General features: G+C 65.7%; 17 protein-coding genes. 11 read left to right on the top strand and 6 right to left on the bottom strand.

Annotated elements, in window-relative coordinates; genetic code table 11:
- Positions 1–7 precede the first annotated feature (7 nt).
- From ACV7NN_RS05060 to ACV7NN_RS05035, 6 genes are all read right to left on the bottom strand, one after another.
- A complete protein-coding gene (locus ACV7NN_RS05060) occupies positions 8–859 on the bottom strand; it encodes a carbohydrate ABC transporter permease (protein ID WP_463351239.1) in 852 nt (283 codons plus the stop codon).
- Between the two features lie 68 nt (positions 860–927).
- Positions 928–1,908: a carbohydrate ABC transporter permease gene (locus ACV7NN_RS05055; RefSeq protein ID WP_463348488.1), complete on the bottom strand. Its 981-nt coding sequence runs from the start codon at positions 1,906–1,908 to the stop codon at positions 928–930.
- A gap of 5 nt (positions 1,909–1,913) precedes the next feature.
- The gene (locus ACV7NN_RS05050) at positions 1,914–3,203 is read right to left on the bottom strand and encodes an ABC transporter substrate-binding protein (protein ID WP_463348487.1); all 1,290 of its coding nucleotides are present in this window, start codon (positions 3,201–3,203) and stop codon (positions 1,914–1,916) included.
- 43 nt (positions 3,204–3,246) lie between these two features.
- Positions 3,247–4,281: a LacI family DNA-binding transcriptional regulator gene (locus ACV7NN_RS05045; RefSeq protein WP_463348486.1), complete on the bottom strand. Its 1,035-nt coding sequence runs from the start codon at positions 4,279–4,281 to the stop codon at positions 3,247–3,249.
- A 116-nt stretch (positions 4,282–4,397) separates the two neighbouring features.
- Complete coding sequence (locus ACV7NN_RS05040; RefSeq protein WP_463348485.1) at positions 4,398–5,018, bottom strand: HAD family hydrolase; 621 nt, start codon at positions 5,016–5,018, stop codon at positions 4,398–4,400.
- Complete coding sequence (locus ACV7NN_RS05035; RefSeq protein WP_463348484.1) at positions 5,018–5,647, bottom strand: HAD-IA family hydrolase; 630 nt, start codon at positions 5,645–5,647, stop codon at positions 5,018–5,020. Before ACV7NN_RS05035 ends, ACV7NN_RS05040 begins: the two co-directional genes overlap by 1 nt.
- 63 nt (positions 5,648–5,710) lie before the next feature.
- On the opposite strand from ACV7NN_RS05035, the gene ACV7NN_RS05030 reads away from it, so the two are divergent.
- The 11 genes from ACV7NN_RS05030 to ACV7NN_RS04980 all read left to right on the top strand — a co-directional run bounded on the left by ACV7NN_RS05030 (position 5,711) and on the right by ACV7NN_RS04980 (position 15,219).
- Complete coding sequence (locus ACV7NN_RS05030) at positions 5,711–6,421, top strand: L-threonylcarbamoyladenylate synthase (RefSeq protein ID WP_463348483.1); 711 nt, start codon at positions 5,711–5,713, stop codon at positions 6,419–6,421.
- Complete coding sequence (locus ACV7NN_RS05025; protein WP_463348482.1) at positions 6,418–7,677, top strand: MraY family glycosyltransferase; 1,260 nt, start codon at positions 6,418–6,420, stop codon at positions 7,675–7,677. Before ACV7NN_RS05030 ends, ACV7NN_RS05025 begins: the two co-directional genes overlap by 4 nt.
- A complete protein-coding gene (locus ACV7NN_RS05020) occupies positions 7,678–8,160 on the top strand; it encodes a hypothetical protein (RefSeq protein WP_463348481.1) in 483 nt (160 codons plus the stop codon).
- Between the two features lie 156 nt (positions 8,161–8,316).
- Complete coding sequence (atpB, locus tag ACV7NN_RS05015; RefSeq protein ID WP_463348480.1) at positions 8,317–9,114, top strand: F0F1 ATP synthase subunit A; 798 nt, start codon at positions 8,317–8,319, stop codon at positions 9,112–9,114.
- Between the two features lie 48 nt (positions 9,115–9,162).
- A complete protein-coding gene (gene atpE / locus ACV7NN_RS05010; protein WP_163290842.1) occupies positions 9,163–9,384 on the top strand; it encodes a F0F1 ATP synthase subunit C in 222 nt (73 codons plus the stop codon).
- A 32-nt stretch (positions 9,385–9,416) separates the two neighbouring features.
- Positions 9,417–9,974 (top strand): F0F1 ATP synthase subunit B, encoded by a 558-nt coding sequence (locus ACV7NN_RS05005; RefSeq protein ID WP_463348479.1) that lies wholly within the window; start codon positions 9,417–9,419, stop codon positions 9,972–9,974.
- Positions 9,974–10,768, top strand: coding sequence for a F0F1 ATP synthase subunit delta (locus ACV7NN_RS05000; protein ID WP_463348478.1), 795 nt, complete (start codon positions 9,974–9,976; stop codon positions 10,766–10,768). The genes ACV7NN_RS05005 and ACV7NN_RS05000 overlap by 1 nt, the downstream gene beginning before the upstream one ends.
- Positions 10,769–10,834: 66 nt before the next feature.
- Positions 10,835–12,472: a F0F1 ATP synthase subunit alpha gene (gene atpA / locus ACV7NN_RS04995; protein WP_463348477.1), complete on the top strand. Its 1,638-nt coding sequence runs from the start codon at positions 10,835–10,837 to the stop codon at positions 12,470–12,472.
- 64 nt (positions 12,473–12,536) lie between these two features.
- Positions 12,537–13,439 carry a F0F1 ATP synthase subunit gamma gene (locus tag ACV7NN_RS04990; RefSeq protein WP_463348476.1) on the top strand — a complete coding sequence of 301 codons (903 nt, stop codon included), beginning with the start codon at positions 12,537–12,539 and terminating at the stop codon, positions 13,437–13,439.
- Positions 13,440–13,483: 44 nt separating this feature from the next.
- Positions 13,484–14,953 carry a F0F1 ATP synthase subunit beta gene (atpD, locus tag ACV7NN_RS04985; protein WP_463348475.1) on the top strand — a complete coding sequence of 490 codons (1,470 nt, stop codon included), beginning with the start codon at positions 13,484–13,486 and terminating at the stop codon, positions 14,951–14,953.
- Between the two features lie 2 nt (positions 14,954–14,955).
- Positions 14,956–15,219, top strand: coding sequence for a F0F1 ATP synthase subunit epsilon (locus ACV7NN_RS04980; protein WP_463348474.1), 264 nt, complete (start codon positions 14,956–14,958; stop codon positions 15,217–15,219).
- The last annotated feature ends 5 nt before the right edge of the window (positions 15,220–15,224 follow it).

Genomic DNA, 15,224 nt, shown 5'->3' with positions numbered 1-15,224 from the left:
GGGCCTCCTAGCCCTTGACCGACGAACCGAAGTCCGTCGCGATGAAGTAGCGCTGGAACGCGATGAACAGGATGACGACCGGGGCTGCGAGCACGACGGCGCCGGCGAGGATCGCGCCGTAGGGGTTCGAAGTGGATGCGGCCACCGTGTTGATGTAGTTCGCGAGCGAGACGGCGAGCGGCTGCATGCTGGCGTTCTTGGTGATCAGGAAGGGCCAGAGGAATTCGTTCCACGGCCCGATGAAGGTCAGCAGGATCACGGTGACCAGTGCCGGCTTGACCAGCGGGAGCGCGATCCGCCACAGTACCGCCATCTCGCCCGCCCCGTCGATGCGTGCCGCGTCGAAGAGCTCCTGCGGGATCTGCAGGAAGTACTGCCGGAAGATCAGCACCGCAGTCGAGTTGATCGCGAACGGGAGGATCATGCCGAGGTAGTTGTCGGCGAGCCCGTAGTTGCGCGCGATGAGCACGTACAGCGGGATGATGGTCAACTGGAAAGGCACGACCTGCACGAGAAGGGCCAGCGCGAATGTCGTGCCGCGTCCCCGCCACCGCAGGATCGACAGCGCGTAGCCGGCGAGCACCCCGAACAGCACGGTGCACAGCAGCACGCCTCCTGTGAAGATCCCGGAGCTCACCAGTCCGTTGAGCAGGCTGATCCGTGAGTTGATGTTCACGTAGTTGTCGAACGTCAGGTTCCCCGGGTGGGGAAAGGCTCCCGCGACGGTGGTGTCGGGCTGCGCTTGCAGCGAGCCGGCCAGCATGTAGTAGAAGGGGAAGAGGAACGCGATCGCACCGATGGTGAGTACGACTCCCTGGAGCACGGCCTGCCCGCGCGTGAGACCGCGGGCGGACCCCATGTCCCGACGGCGTTTGCGGGGCTTGCTCAGTACGGGCGGTGTGGGGCCGGCTGCCGGCCTGATGGATGTCATGATTCCCGTCCTCCGGCGAATCGGTTCTGCAGGAAAGCGATGATGAGCACTCCGATCACGAGCACGATCCCGATCGCCGCGGCGAAACCGGGGTGTCCCTGCTCGATGCCCTGCTGGTACATGAGGAGCACCGGGGACGTGGATGCGCCGTTCGGTCCGCCGCCGCCGGTCAGCAGGTACGGCTCGGTGAAGAGATTCGCACCGACGATGGTCGACAACAGCAGCACGAGGACGGTCGCAGGACGGACGCCGGGCACCGTCACAGAGAAGAACGATCGGATGCGCCCAGCCCCGTCGGTCGCGGCCGACTCGTACAGCTCCGTCGGCACATTCTGGAGCGCTGCCAGGTAGAGCAGGATGTAGAACCCGAGCTGCTTCCAGGTCACATAGATCGCGATCGACGGCATCGCCAGGGCCGGGTTGATGAACCAGGTCGGATTCGGCGCGAGAGGCCCGAGAATGTGGTTGACGAGCCCGTCCCCGCTGAACAGGAACAGCCAGACGCCGATGATCGCGACGCTCGCCGTGACGTACGGAACGTAGTAGCTGACCCGCAGGAAGGTCCGGAAACGCTTGATGCTGTTGAGGCCGCTCGCCAGCACGAGCGAGAGGATGACCGTGAGCGGGACGTTGATGATGAGGAAGATCCCCACGTTCGCGAACGACTGGAGGACCGCCGGGTCGGTGAACACCTGCACGTAGTTGTCGAAACCGACGAAGGGCCGGTCGACGACGGCGCCCGGAGCCGAGAAGAAGTAGTCGAAGAACGACATGTAGACGGCGAAGGCGATCGGGTAGGCGAAGATGACGAGGATGAAGACCATGTAGGGGGCAGTGAAGAGCCATCCGAGCGGATGCTTCCCGAAAACGCGGACACGGAGCGGCTTTCCCGCCCGGCGGCTCTCGCGCCCCGGCCGCCCGGGGGCGGGGGGCTGCGTGAGCCCTCCCGCCGCCGGGGTCGTGCTGGTGTCGGCCATGATGACTACTTCTGCGACTGCAGCTGGTCGATCTTGTCGGAGGCCTGCTTGAACGAATCCTCGACCGTGCCGCTGCCGCTGATCACGGACTTCGTGTAGGCGTCACGCAGGGCCTGCATCTGCGCGATCGTGTTCGGGCCCGACGGGTCGTCGACCGTGCGCGCCGCCTGGGCACCGAACTCCTTGTAGGCCGGGTTGGCCGCGAAGTAGCTCGCGTACACCGACTGCAGCTGGTCACGAATCGGCATCTGGCCGGTCACGTTGAGGAGCTTGCCGTCCTGGTCCTTGCTGGTGGCGAACTTCAGCACATCCCACGCCGTGCCCTGGTTCTTGCACGAGGTGTACATGCCGATGTTCTTGGCGTCGGGGAAGGTGTAGGTCTTGTCCGCCGAGACGCCGTCCTTGGTCGGCACCGGCACGGAACCCCAGTTGACCTTGCCCTTGTAGTACGCGATGGCCCACGGACCGACGATCGCCATGGCGGACTTACCGTCGGCGAAGGCGTCACCCTGGTACTGCTCCTTGCCGGCGTAGCCGTCGGCGTAGATGGTCTTCCAGAAATTGGCGACGGTGATCGCGTCCTGGCTGCTGAGCGTCGACTTGCCGTTCTCGAGCATCCCCTTGCCACCGGTCTGGGCGGCGTAGAGCGGGAGGAAGTCGAAGTTCGGCTGGAAGAACTCGCTCGTGGGAGCCGGGTAGATCGCATATTTCGCTGCTCCGCTGGACGTCAGCTTCTTCGCAGCTGCGAGGAACTTGTCGTAGGTGGACAGGTCGGGGTTGTCACCGAGTCCGGCCTTCGCGAAGATCGCCTTGTTGTAGAAGATCATCACGGGGTTCGACTTCCACGGCATCTGGAAGTAGTCGCCGTTCGGGGACTTGTACTGGGCGGCCGCGCTTCCGCTTCGGCTCTCGATGTAGGAGTTGCCGTCGCTGAACTTGGAGAGGTCGACGAGTCCGCCCTGCTTCTCGAACTGGCCGGTCACGGCCGGCAGGTTGTTGAAGACGAGGCAGGGAGTGGTGCCGGCTGTGATGGCAGCGCCGATGACCTCTTCCGTGCTCTTGCCGGCTGGGACTTCCTGCGCCTTGATCTGCTCTTTGGGGTGCGAGGAGTTCCACGAGTCGACCATGGCCTTGCCCCACTGCACCTCCTGTGCATTGTTGGAGTACCAGATCGTGATCGGGCCGTGGGCCTTCATCGCATCGGTGGCGGAGCCGCCTGAACCGCTGCACGCGGACAGGCCGAGCGCGAGCGCGCTCGCCGCGGCGATCCCGATGAGGAGTTTGCGTCGTTGCATGGTGATCTTCCTTCGTGATTCTTGGATGGATGGTGCCGTTGAGTCAGTGGGGCGCGTCGCGCCGGTGCGGTGGGCCTGTCGACCCGCGCACCACGAGGCCCGCGGCGGGCAGCGCCACGTTCGGTGCTGACCCCTCGTCGATGAGGCGCAGCAGGGAGTTCGCCGCGGCGATTCCCCATTCGGCGGGGTCGTTCTCCAGGGTGGTCAGCGACGGATAGACGTAGGTGCCGACCTGCGATCCGTCGAGGCCGGTGATCGACAGGTCGCCGGGGAGGGACAGGCCGCGCCGGTGGGCGACCGACATCCCGGCGATCGCCATCGGGTCGTTCCCGAAGATGATGGCGGTCGGGGGCTCGGTCGAGTCGAGGAGCTGTTGGGTGGCGGCGGCCCCGGCTTCCGGCGTGAAGTCGGTCGGAACGACGACCGGGGTCAGTCCGGCCGCGCGCATGGACTGCTCGTATCGCTCGCGGCGGAGCCGGCCGTGGAGCATCCGCTCGTCGCCCGAGACGTGGGCGATCTGCCGGTGGCCGAGGTCGATCAGGTACTGGGTGAGGGCCTCAAGCCCCTCGTCGTAGTCGCGGCTGACCACCGGGAAGGTGCTCTCGGTGTCCGGGGCTCCCAGCGACACCGCCTGCATCCCGAGGGATTCGATGAGCCGGATGCGGTGGTCGTCGGCGAGGAGGTCGGTGATCAGGAATCCGTCGACCCGCTTGTCCTGGGCGAGTCGTGTGTACGCCCGTGCTTCGGCTTCGCGGTCGGGTACGACGCTCAGCACGAGCACCTGGCCGCGCTCGCCGAGAACCGTCTCGACTCCCGCGATGAAGGCGGAGAAGAAGGGGTCGGATTCGAGGATGCGCGGGTCGCGCCGCACGATGAGTCCGAGCGCGTACGCCCGCTTGCTCGTCAGGCTGCGGGCGCTGGGGTTGGGGTGCCAGCCGAGCTGCTCCGCGGCGTCGAGGATCCGCGTGCGCGTCTCCGGCGCGACGCCGGCGCGGTCGTTGAGCGCGAGGGAGACGAGGCCTTTGCTGACCCCTGCGACACGGGCGACGTCGTTGATCGTCGGCTGCTGCTGTGACATCGCCATCTCCCTCGGTGGTCCCTAAACCGGTTTAACCGATCTGTTGAGGACGCTAAACCGGTTTAGAGGCGAAGTCAACCCCCCTGCAAAGAAACTCGGAGGCGGTGCGCTGCGGCTCAGGAGCGCTCGTGCCGGGCGGCCGCGAAGGCCTCGATCGCGACCGCGAGCGCCTCCGGCGTCGTGAAGAGGTGGCCGGTGATCCCGATCGACTCAGCACCCGCGACGTTCTGGGACATGTCGTCGGCGAAGAAGGTTTCGCCCGGTTCCGCGCCGTACCGTTCGAGCACACGGCGGAACACCGTCGGGTCCGGTTTCCGTGCGCCGTACTCGGACGAGGTGAACAGGTGCTCCTCGCCGAAAAGCGGTACGAGGTCGGGTGCCAGTGCATGCAGGTGCTTGGCGGTCAGCGCCCCGTTGTTGGTGAGCAGCGTGATCGTTCCGAGCTCGGATGCGCGTCTCACCGCGGCCAGCGAGTCCTCCCACGGAGTCATCGCCGCCGCTCGCGCCCGCACCCAGTCCTCCTCGCTGACGTCGACCCCGAGCGCTGAACGCATCGCCTCCAGGTAGTCGTCCGCTGTCGAGTACACGCCTGCCTCGGCGGCCCACTCGCCCTCGTCATTCCACCAGCGTTCCCGGAGCTGCCCGAGGTCGAGGCCCGTCAGCTCGGTCATCGCGGCCATCCGGTGCCGCCAGTCGTACTCGTAGAGCACGTTGTCCATGTCGAAGATGAACAGCATCAGCGGTCCCGCCGGGCGAAAGCGCGCATGGCGTCGACCAGGCCCTCGGTGTCGAAACCGTCGCGGGTGCGCCGCAGTTGGAAGGCAGCCATCCCCACCGCGCGGGCTCCTGCGACATTCGCCGCCGAGTCGTCGAACAGGATGGCGTCCTCCGGGCGCACGCCGAAGCGGCCGAGGGCGCGCGTGTAGATGCGCCGCTCGGGTTTGCGTGCTCCGAGCACGGCCGAGACGAGGTCGTTGCCCTGGAGCGCATCCACGATCTCCGGTGTGAGCACCGGCAGCGAGTCGCGGAACGGGATCGGGTTGTTCGACAGAAGAGAGACGGTGCCGAGCGTCGCCGCCTCGTGGAGGGCGTCGATCACGCCGGGAATCGGCGTCATCGCGGCCTTGCGGGCGCGCTGCCACTGCTCGAGCGTGAGGGATGCTCCGGTCACCTCGGCGAAAGCGGCCAGATACTCCTCACTCGTCGAGTACTCGCCGATCTCGGCGGCCCGTTCGAAGCCCCCTGCCCACCAGCGGGAGGCGAGCCGGTACTGGCTGACGCCGCCCAGCTCGGCGAGCATGGGCAGCCGCTTGTGGAAGTCGTAGTCGTACAGCGTCTTGTCGCAGTCGAAGAAGTAGACATCCATCGCGTCAAGTATCGCCCAGTACTCAGGGTGTCCGGTCCGCGCTCAACTATCATTGGTGCCGACATGGCTCCCATCTATGACTGCTCGGTCGATTCCGAACTCCTCACCGGCATGAGACTCGCACGCGCGGCGATCGGCCGCGGCGAGCTCGTCGTCATCCCCACCGACACCGTCTACGGGGTCGCTGCCGACGCGTTCGACGCAGCTGCGGTGCAGCGGCTGCTCGACGCGAAGGGTCGTGGTCGCCAGTCGCCGCCGCCGGTGCTGATCCCGGGCATCCCGACGCTCGACGCCCTGGCGCAGACCGTTCCCCAGGCCGTGCGCGACCTCGTCGCCGAGTTCTGGCCGGGCGGGCTGACGATCGTCGTGCCTGCGCAGCAGTCGCTGGTCTGGGACCTCGGCGAGACCAAGGGCACGGTGGCGCTGCGGATGCCGAGCGACACGATCGCGCTCGAGCTGCTGTCGGAGACCGGCCCGCTCGCCGTCTCGTCCGCGAACCTGACCGGGCAACCGTCCGCGCGCACCGCGAAAGAAGCAGAAGCGATGCTCGGCGACTCCGTCTCCGTCTACCTCGACGGCGGAGAGGCGGGCGCGGGCTACGAGGGCCACGGCGCCGCCGACTCCTCGTCGACCATCGTGGATGCGACCGCGCTCGCTGCGGGCGCGGGCCCCCTGCGCATCCTCCGTCACGGCGTCATCACGGAGGAGCAGCTCCGGGCGGTCGTCGGCGACCAGCTGGCGGCGAACGAGACCGCCGCGGGCGAGCCGACGTGACCCTCCTCCTCGCGCTCGCGCTGATCTCGGCCGTCATCACCTTCGTGATGTCGCTGGTCGTCTACCGGCTGAGCCTCAAGTACCGGCTCTACCCGAAGATCCGCGCCCGGGACGTGCACACCAGGCCGACCCCGCGCCTCGGTGGCATCGCGATGTTCCTCGGGATCGTCGTCGCCTTCGGTGCGGCCTATCTCCTGTCGAGCCAGTTCGCGGTGCTCAACCTGATCTTCGCCGACCCCGGCCCGATCCTCGCCATTCTCGCCGCGTCGCTGCTGATCGTCGCGATCGGGGTCGCCGACGACGTCTGGGACCTCGACTGGATGACCAAGCTGGCCGGCCAGTTCGTCGCCGCTGGTCTCGTGGCGTGGCTGGGCGTCCAGATCTACTCGCTGCCCATCGGCGGCATCACCGTCGGCTCTCCGCTGATGAGCATCGTGATCACTCTCTTCGCCATCGTCCTGGTGATGAACGCGATCAACTTCATCGACGGCCTCGACGGGCTCGTCGCCGGTGTCGCCCTGATCGCCAACGGAACCTTCCTCGTCTACACGTACCTACTGCAGCGGGAGATCAACCCGACCAACTACTTCAGCCTGGGCGGCGTCATCGCGGCCATCCTCGTCGGGGCGTGCGCCGGGTTCCTCCCGCTCAACTGGCACCCGGCGAAGATGTTCATGGGAGACGCCGGCGCGCTCCTCGTCGGGTTGCTGATGGCGACCTCGGCGATCTCGGTCACGGGCAACATCAACCCGGAGACGCTCCCCACCCTCGGCCGCTCGGCACTGGTGCCCGCGTTCATCCCGATCATCCTGCCCTTCGCGGTGCTCATCGTGCCGCTCCTCGACTTCGGACTCGCCGTCGTACGGCGCCTCCGTGCGGGCAAGTCGCCCTTCAGCGCCGACCGCAAGCACCTCCATCACCGGCTGCTCGACATGGGCCACTCGCACCTCCATGCCGTGCTCATCTTCTACGCGTGGACCGCCGTTCTCTCCATCGGCTGCCTGCTGTTCTTCTTCCAGCCGTACTGGATGGCGATCGTCTTCATCGCGATCGGCCTGGTGGTGTGCGCCGCGTTCACCTTCGCGCCGCTCAGCAGGCGCAAGATCGCCGAAGCCGCTGCGGAGCTGTCGCCCGCCGGATCGGCTGAAGCCGACAATACCGCGCAATACGACCCGCTCGACCGCGCATCCGACGACCAGCCGATCGACGCGGACGAACCCGTCGCTACACCGGCCGCCACCACCAAGGAGCTCTAAGTGACCGACGACCATAACCCGAAGCCGGCGCGCACCGTGCCGTCGTCGGAGCCCGTGCTCCGCAACGTGCTGAAGTGGGGCGGATTCCTCGCGATCGGCATCGCCGTCATCGGCGCGATCGTCGGCTTCATCTTCGCCGGCTGGGTCGGCGTGACCAGCGCGCTGATCGGCACGGCGATGGCCGTCGTCTTCCTCGGGATTACGGCCGCCAGCATCCTGCTCGCGAACCGGTTCTACGGTTCGGACATCTATGTCCCGGCCTTCTTCGGCATCGTTCTCGGGGGGTGGCTGCTCAAGTTCGTCCTGTTCCTCATCCTCGCGTTCGCGCTGAAGGGACAGCCCTGGATCAACCCCACGATCATGTTCCTGAGTCTCATCGCCGGGGTCATCGGATCGCTCGTCGTCGACGTGCTCGTCGTGTTCCGCTCGAGGATCCCGTACGCCAGCGATGCCACGCTGCCGGGGGAGCACCCTAAAGCATGATTCGATTCGTTACCTCAGCGAAACTCTTGTAGAGTTATCGGAGATTCCCCCCACCCGCTCCGCGATTCTCGTGGAAATCCCGGGTGGCCCATGTTCGTCGTCGCGAGAGCTTAGCTCGACGCCCCGAAACAGGAGATAGCGCTGTTAGCTAACGCTGTGAACCTGCTGGTCCAGACCACGACTACCGACGATGGTAGCTTCCATGGTCCGTCGATCGGTGAGTTCTTCCCGCCGGCCATCTTTTCGATCGGCGGCTTCGAAGTCAACCGCATCATGCTGGTTCGCTTCGTCGCCGTCCTCGCGATCATCCTGGTCTTCTGGCTCGGCACGCGCCGCATGAAGCTCATCCCCGGTCGCGGGCAGAGCATCGTCGAGATGGGTCTCGACTTCGTGCGCGTCAACATCGCAGAAGACCTCCTCGGCAAGAAGGACGGCACGCGATTCCTGCCGATCCTGACGTCCATCTTCTTCATGGTGCTGTTCATGAACCTGACGGGCATCATCCCCTTCCTGAACATCGCCGGAACGTCCGTCATCGGTGTGCCTCTCGTTCTGGCGATCGTCGCGTACACCTGCTTCATCTACGCCGGTATCAAGAAGAGCCCAGGCAACTTCTTCCGCAACGCACTCTTCCCGCCCGGTGTGCCGTGGTTCCTCTACATCCTCGTGACTCCGATCGAGTTCGTCTCGACCTTCATCCTGCGCCCGGTCACGCTCACGCTCCGACTTCTCATGAACATGGTCGTCGGCCACCTCCTGCTCGTGCTCTTCTTCAGCGCGACGGCGTTCTTCCTGTTCACCGCCGGAAGCTGGTGGTCGCTCTTCGGGATCGGCACCTTCGCATTCGGCTTCGCATTCTCCCTGTTCGAAATCCTGGTGGCAGTCCTCCAGGCTTACGTCTTCGCACTGCTCACGGCTGTCTACATCCAGCTCGCAGTCGCCGAGGAACACTAATCGAGCTGCGCGCCCGCACAGCTCACATCACGGAAGGAAACACATAACGTGGACATCGCTGCTATTTCCGGCAACATTGCCACCGTCGGATACGGCCTCGCGGCCATCGGCCCCGCGATCGGCGTCGGCATCGTCGTCGGCAAGACGATCGAGGGCGTCGCGCGTCAGCCTGAACTGGCCGGCCGCCTCCAGGTCCTGATGTACATCGGTATCGCGTTCACCGAGGCGCTCGCGTTCATCGGTATCGCGGTCGGCTTCATCTTCGTCTAATCCTCTTTATCTTTCTTCAGTAAGGAGGAACGATGCTCAACGGTGTGGTTAGGGCCGCAACGAGTGAGACGGTCAATCCGCTCGCCCCGGCGTGGTACGACATCGTCGGATCGCTGATCTGCTTTGCCATCATCCTGTTCTTCTTCTGGAAGCTCGTGCTTCCGCGAATGAAGAAGCTGCTCGATGAGCGTGCGGAGGCCATCGAAGGCAACATCGCGAAGGCCGACGAGGCCCAGCACAAGGCGGAGGCGCTCCTCGAGGAGTACACCGAGCAGCTGGCCGACGCGCGTGCAGAAGCCGCGAAGATCCGCGAGCAGGCTCGTACCGACGGCCAGAAGATCCTGGCCGACCTGAAGGAGCAGGCCTCGGCCGAAGCTTCGCGCATCACTGCTACGGCACAGGCGCAGATCGAAGCGGAGCGCCAGGCGGCGGTCGTCTCCCTGCGCGGTGAGGTCGGATCGCTCGCGATCGACCTGGCCTCCGGGGTCGTCGGAGAAGTTCTCAGCGACGACAAGAAGGCGCAGGCCATCGTCGACCGCTTCCTCGCGGACCTCGAAGCCAGTGAGGCGAAGGCAGGATCGGGCCAGTAATGGGAAGCGCCACCAGAGAAGCATTGGCCAACGCCGTGTCGGCACTCGCCGAACTCGGCGCCAAGGCCGATCTGGCGACGGCTGAAGACCTGTTCTCAGCAGGACGAGTCGTGGCCGGCTCCGCCCAGCTCCGGGCAGTCGTCAGCGACCCTTCCGCCGACCCACAGGGCAAGTCCGCGCTCGTCGAGCGCGTCTTCGCTTCGCTCTCGCCGAGCGCAGTGTCGCTCCTGGCGACGGTTGCCGCGCAGCGCTGGTCGCGGCAGAGCGATGTGCTCGCCGCGATCGAAGAGCTCGGAATCAGGAGCATCGCGCAGTCGGCTCCCGACGGGACCGACATCGAGGGCGAGCTGTTCACGTTCGGAGGCGCCGTGACCTCCAACGCCGAACTGGAACTCGCCCTGCGCAGCAAGCTCGCAGACCCAGCGGGCAAAGCAGCCCTTGCCGACCGTCTGCTCGCAGGCAGGGCATCGGCGCAGACCGCGGCGATCGTCCGACAGCTCGTTCTCCAGCCGCGCGGCCGCAGCATCCGCGAGGCCCTGCGGGAATCCGCGCGCATCGTGGCCGACCAGTCGGGCCTTTCGATCGCGACCGTCACGAGCGCTCGCGCGCTGCCTGCGTCCCAGATCGCACAGCTGCAGACCGTGCTCTCCGCGAAGTACGGAACGCGTCTCAAGATCAACGAAATCGTCGACGCCACCGTGCTCGGCGGCGTGCGGGTGCAGGTCGGCGACGATGTGATCGACGGAAGCATCGCACGCCGCATCAACGATCTACGACTTCAGCTGGTGGGCTGACCCGGCGGGTCGACCACCTCAACAGCATCTGGGACTCGCAAGGTCCCGCAACGATAGGGAACAAAGATGGCAGAACTAACGATCAGCCCCGATGAGATCAGGGACGCGCTCAAGGACTTCGTCTCGGCCTACGAGCCGAACAAGCTCGACGCGACCGAGATCGGGCACGTCATCGACGCGTCGGACGGCATCGCCCACGTCGAGGGGCTCCCCGGCGTCATGGCCAACGAGCTCATCCGCTTCTCGAACGGTGTCTCCGGCCTCGCGCAGAACCTCGACGAGAACGAGATCGGCGTGGTCATCCTCGGCGAGTTCGACGGGATCGTCGAAGGCATGGAGGTGACCCGCACCGGCGAGGTGCTCTCGGTTCCCGTCGGCGACGCCTACCTCGGCCGTGTCGTCGACCCGCTCGGCAACCCGATCGACGGTCTCGGCGAGATCGCTGCTGAAGGACGCCGCGAGCTCGAACTCCAGGCTCCGGGCGTCATGCAGCGCAAGAGCGTTCACGAGCCCCTCCAGACCGGCATCAAGGCGATCGACGCGATGATCCCGGTCGGCCGCGGCCAGCGCCAGCTGATCATCGGCGACCGCCAGACCGGCAAGACGGCGATCGCGATCGACACGATCATCAACCAGCGGGCCAACTGGGAGTCCGGCGACGAGAACAAGCAGGTCCGCTGCATCTACGTCGCGATCGGCCAGAAGGGCTCGACCATCGCCTCCGTCAAGGGCGCGCTCGAAGACGCCGGCGCGATGGAGTACACCACCATCGTCGCGGCACCGGCCTCCGATCCCGCGGGCTTCAAGTACCTGGCGCCGTACACCGGTTCGGCCATCGGCCAGCACTGGATGTACGCCGGCAAGCACGTCCTCATCATCTTCGACGACCTCTCGAAGCAGGCCGAGGCCTACCGCGCCGTCTCGCTCCTCCTGCGTCGTCCGCCGGGACGTGAGGCCTACCCCGGTGACGTCTTCTACCTGCACTCGCGCCTGCTGGAGCGTTGCGCCAAGCTCTCCGACGAGCTGGGTGCCGGCTCGATGACCGGTCTCCCGATCATCGAGACGAAGGCGAACGACGTCTCCGCCTACATCCCGACCAACGTGATCTCGATCACCGACGGCCAGATCTTCCTCCAGTCCGACCTGTTCAACGCCAACCAGCGTCCCGCGGTCGACGTCGGCATATCGGTGTCCCGCGTCGGCGGCGACGCCCAGGTCAAGTCGATCAAGAAGGTCTCCGGAACTCTCAAGCTCGAGCTGGCCCAGTACCGCTCGCTCGAGGCGTTCGCGATGTTCGCATCCGACCTCGACGCGGCGAGCCGTCGCCAGCTCGCTCGTGGGGCACGCCTGACCGAGCTGCTCAAGCAGCCGCAGTACTCGCCGTTCCCCGTCGAGGAGCAGGTCGTCTCGATCTGGGCCGGAACGAACGGCAAGCTCGACGAGGTCCCGGTCGAAGACATCCTGCGTTTCGAGTCGGAGCTGCTCGACCACCTGCGTCGCAACTCCGACGTGCTCGACGTGCTCCGCGAGAGCAACCAGCTCTCCGACGAGACCGTCGGAAAGCTCGAGACCGAGGTCGACAGGTTCAAGCTCGAATTCCAGACCGGTGAGGGCAAACCGCTCGCCTCGGTCGGCAGCGAGAAGTTCGAGGCGAGCGCCGAAGAAGACGTCAACCAGGAACGCATCGTCAAGGCGAAGCGCTGACGCGCACACGAACGCACAGTTCCGCCAGCACGAGACGCATCGACGAGTTAGGTAAGTAGGAGACATGGGAGCGCAACTTCGGGTCTACCGGCAGAAGATCAAGTCTGCCCAGACGACCAAGAAGATCACTCGGGCCATGGAGCTGATCTCCGCCTCACGCATCCAGAAGGCGCAGGCGAGGGTGGCAGCATCCACGCCGTACGCACGCGCCATCACGCGCGCGGTGTCCGCTGTCGCCACGTACTCCAATGTGGAGCACGTGCTGACGACCGAGCCGGAGAAGATCGAACGCGCTGCAATCGTCATCTTCTCGTCCGACCGCGGACTCGCGGGCGCATTCAACTCGAACGTGCTCAAAGAGTCGGAGCAGCTTGCAGAACTCCTGCGCAGCCAGGGGAAGGACGTCGTCTACTTCCTCGTCGGCCGCAAAGCCGCGGGGTACTTCAGCTTCCGTCGTCGCGCCTTTGAGCGGGTGTGGACGGGTGGAACCGACGCGCCCGAGTTCGAGACGGCGAAAGAGATCGGCGATGCGGTCCTGGAGTCGTTCCTCCGTGACGCATCCGACGGCGGTGTGGATGAGATCCACATCATCTACAACCGCTTCGTCAGCATGCTGACGCAGGTTCCGGAGATCGTCCGACTGCTCCCGCTCGAGGTCGTCGAGGGCATCGAGGAGCCCGGTGACAACGAGGTGCTCCCGCTCTACGAGTTCGAGCCCGACGTCGAGACGGTGCTGGACTCGCTGCTGCCGGTCTACATCGAGAGCCGCATCTTCAATGCCATGCTGCAGTCGGCCGCATCGAAGCACGCCGCGACGCAGAAGGCGATGAAGGCGGCGAGCGACAACGCCGACAAGCTCATCCGCGATTACACCCGGCTGGCGAACAACGCCCGCCAGTCCGAGATCACCCAGCAGATTTCCGAGATCGTCGGTGGCGCCGATGCACTGGCCACCGCCGACAACTGATCCGGTCACGAACCACGTTTGACGTAGAACGAGAAGAGAAGACAATGACAACGATCGCAACCGACGAGACGCAGACCGCGCCGGTGCAGGCCGAAGGTGCCACCGGACGCATCGCCCGCGTCACCGGCCCCGTCGTCGACATCGAGTTCCCGCACGACTCGATCCCCGGCATCTACAACGCCCTCAAGACGACGATCACCATCGGTGAGTCCTCGCACGAGATCACGCTCGAGGTCGCACAGCACCTCGGTGACGACCTCGTCCGAGCGATCGCGCTCAAGCCGACGGACGGTCTCGTCCGCGGCCAGGAGGTGCGCGACACGGGCGGTCCCATCACGGTTCCCGTGGGCGACGTGACCAAGGGCAAGGTCTTCAACGTGACCGGCGACGTGCTGAATGGCGAGCCGGGCGAGAAGATCGAGATCACCGAGCGCTGGGGCATCCACCGCCAGCCCCCGAAGTTCGACCAGCTCGAGTCGAAGACCCAGCTCTTCGAGACCGGCATCAAGGTCATCGACCTTCTAACCCCGTACGTGCAGGGTGGAAAGATCGGCCTCTTCGGCGGTGCCGGTGTCGGCAAGACCGTCCTCATCCAGGAGATGATCCAGCGCGTCGCGCAGGACCACGGCGGTGTTTCGGTGTTCGCCGGTGTCGGCGAGCGCACCCGTGAGGGCAACGACCTCATCCACGAGATGGAGGAGGCGGGTGTCTTCGACAAGACCGCCCTCGTGTTCGGCCAGATGGACGAGCCGCCGGGAACGCGTCTGCGCGTGGCGCTGTCCGCTCTGACGATGGCAGAGTACTTCCGCGACGTGCAGAAGCAGGACGTGCTGCTCTTCATCGACAACATCTTCCGCTTCACTCAGGCGGGCTCGGAAGTCTCGACGCTGCTCGGTCGCATGCCGTCCGCGGTGGGCTACCAGCCCAACCTCGCCGACGAGATGGGCGTCCTCCAGGAGCGCATCACCTCGACCCGTGGACACTCGATCACCTCGCTGCAGGCGATCTACGTGCCTGCCGACGACTACACCGATCCTGCGCCCGCGACCACGTTCGCCCACCTCGACGCCACCACGGAGCTGTCGCGTGAGATCGCGTCGAAGGGCCTCTACCCGGCCGTCGACCCGCTGACGTCGACCAGCCGCATCCTCGACCCCCGTTACCTGGGCGAGGACCACTACCGTGTGGCCACCACGGTCAAGCAGATCCTCCAGAAGAACAAGGAACTGCAGGAGATCATCGCCATCCTCGGTGTCGACGAGCTCTCCGAGGAAGACAAGATCACGGTGTCGCGTGCGCGCCGCATCCAGCAGTTCCTCTCGCAGAACACCTACATGGCCAAGAAGTTCACCGGCGTCGAAGGATCGACCGTTCCGCTGAAGGACACCATCGAGTCGTTCGACGCGATCGCTCGCGGTGACTTCGACCACGTGGCCGAGCAGGCGTTCTTCAACGTCGGCCCGATCACGGATGTCGAAGAGAAGTGGGCTCAGATCCAGAAGGAGAACGGCTGAGCATGGCTTCGCCGCTGAAGGTGAGCGTTGTCGCGGCCGACCACGAAGTGTGGTCGGGCGAGGCGAACATGGTCGTCGCCCGCACGGTCGAGGGCCAGATCGGTATCCTGGCCGGCCACGAGCCGCTGCTCGCGATGCTGGCAGCCGGCGAGGTCCGCGTGACGCTCGTCGGCGGGTCGGTCGTGACCGCGCAGGCTGACGAAGGATTCCTGTCCGTCGAGAACGACACGGTGACCGTCGTCGCCCGCCAGGCGGAACTGGTCTAGGCGCG

Source organism: Leifsonia sp. Ger2509, from assembly GCF_055231915.1.
The sequence above is the reverse complement of the archived record's forward strand: the minus strand, read 5'-3'. Positions and strand labels throughout refer to the sequence as shown.

Excerpts from the sequence above, each read along its gene's own strand:
- ACV7NN_RS05060 (WP_463351239.1), bottom strand. The coding sequence starts at position 859 with ATGGGGTCCGCCCGCGGTCTCACGCGCGGGCAGGCCGTGCTCCAGGGA.
- ACV7NN_RS05055 (WP_463348488.1), bottom strand. The coding sequence starts at position 1,908 with ATGGCCGACACCAGCACGACCCCGGCGGCGGGAGGGCTCACGCAGCCC.
- ACV7NN_RS05050 (WP_463348487.1), bottom strand. The coding sequence starts at position 3,203 with ATGCAACGACGCAAACTCCTCATCGGGATCGCCGCGGCGAGCGCGCTC.
- ACV7NN_RS05045 (WP_463348486.1), bottom strand. The coding sequence starts at position 4,281 with ATGTCACAGCAGCAGCCGACGATCAACGACGTCGCCCGTGTCGCAGGG.
- ACV7NN_RS05040 (WP_463348485.1), bottom strand. The coding sequence starts at position 5,018 with ATGCTGTTCATCTTCGACATGGACAACGTGCTCTACGAGTACGACTGG.
- ACV7NN_RS05035 (WP_463348484.1), bottom strand. The coding sequence starts at position 5,647 with ATGGATGTCTACTTCTTCGACTGCGACAAGACGCTGTACGACTACGAC.
- ACV7NN_RS05030 (WP_463348483.1), top strand. The coding sequence starts at position 5,711 with ATGGCTCCCATCTATGACTGCTCGGTCGATTCCGAACTCCTCACCGGC.
- ACV7NN_RS05005 (WP_463348479.1), top strand. The coding sequence starts at position 9,417 with ATGCTCAACGGTGTGGTTAGGGCCGCAACGAGTGAGACGGTCAATCCG.
- ACV7NN_RS05000 (WP_463348478.1), top strand. The coding sequence starts at position 9,974 with ATGGGAAGCGCCACCAGAGAAGCATTGGCCAACGCCGTGTCGGCACTC.
- atpA (WP_463348477.1), top strand. The coding sequence starts at position 10,835 with ATGGCAGAACTAACGATCAGCCCCGATGAGATCAGGGACGCGCTCAAG.
- ACV7NN_RS04990 (WP_463348476.1), top strand. The coding sequence starts at position 12,537 with ATGGGAGCGCAACTTCGGGTCTACCGGCAGAAGATCAAGTCTGCCCAG.
- atpD (WP_463348475.1), top strand. The coding sequence starts at position 13,484 with ATGACAACGATCGCAACCGACGAGACGCAGACCGCGCCGGTGCAGGCC.
- ACV7NN_RS04980 (WP_463348474.1), top strand. The coding sequence starts at position 14,956 with ATGGCTTCGCCGCTGAAGGTGAGCGTTGTCGCGGCCGACCACGAAGTG.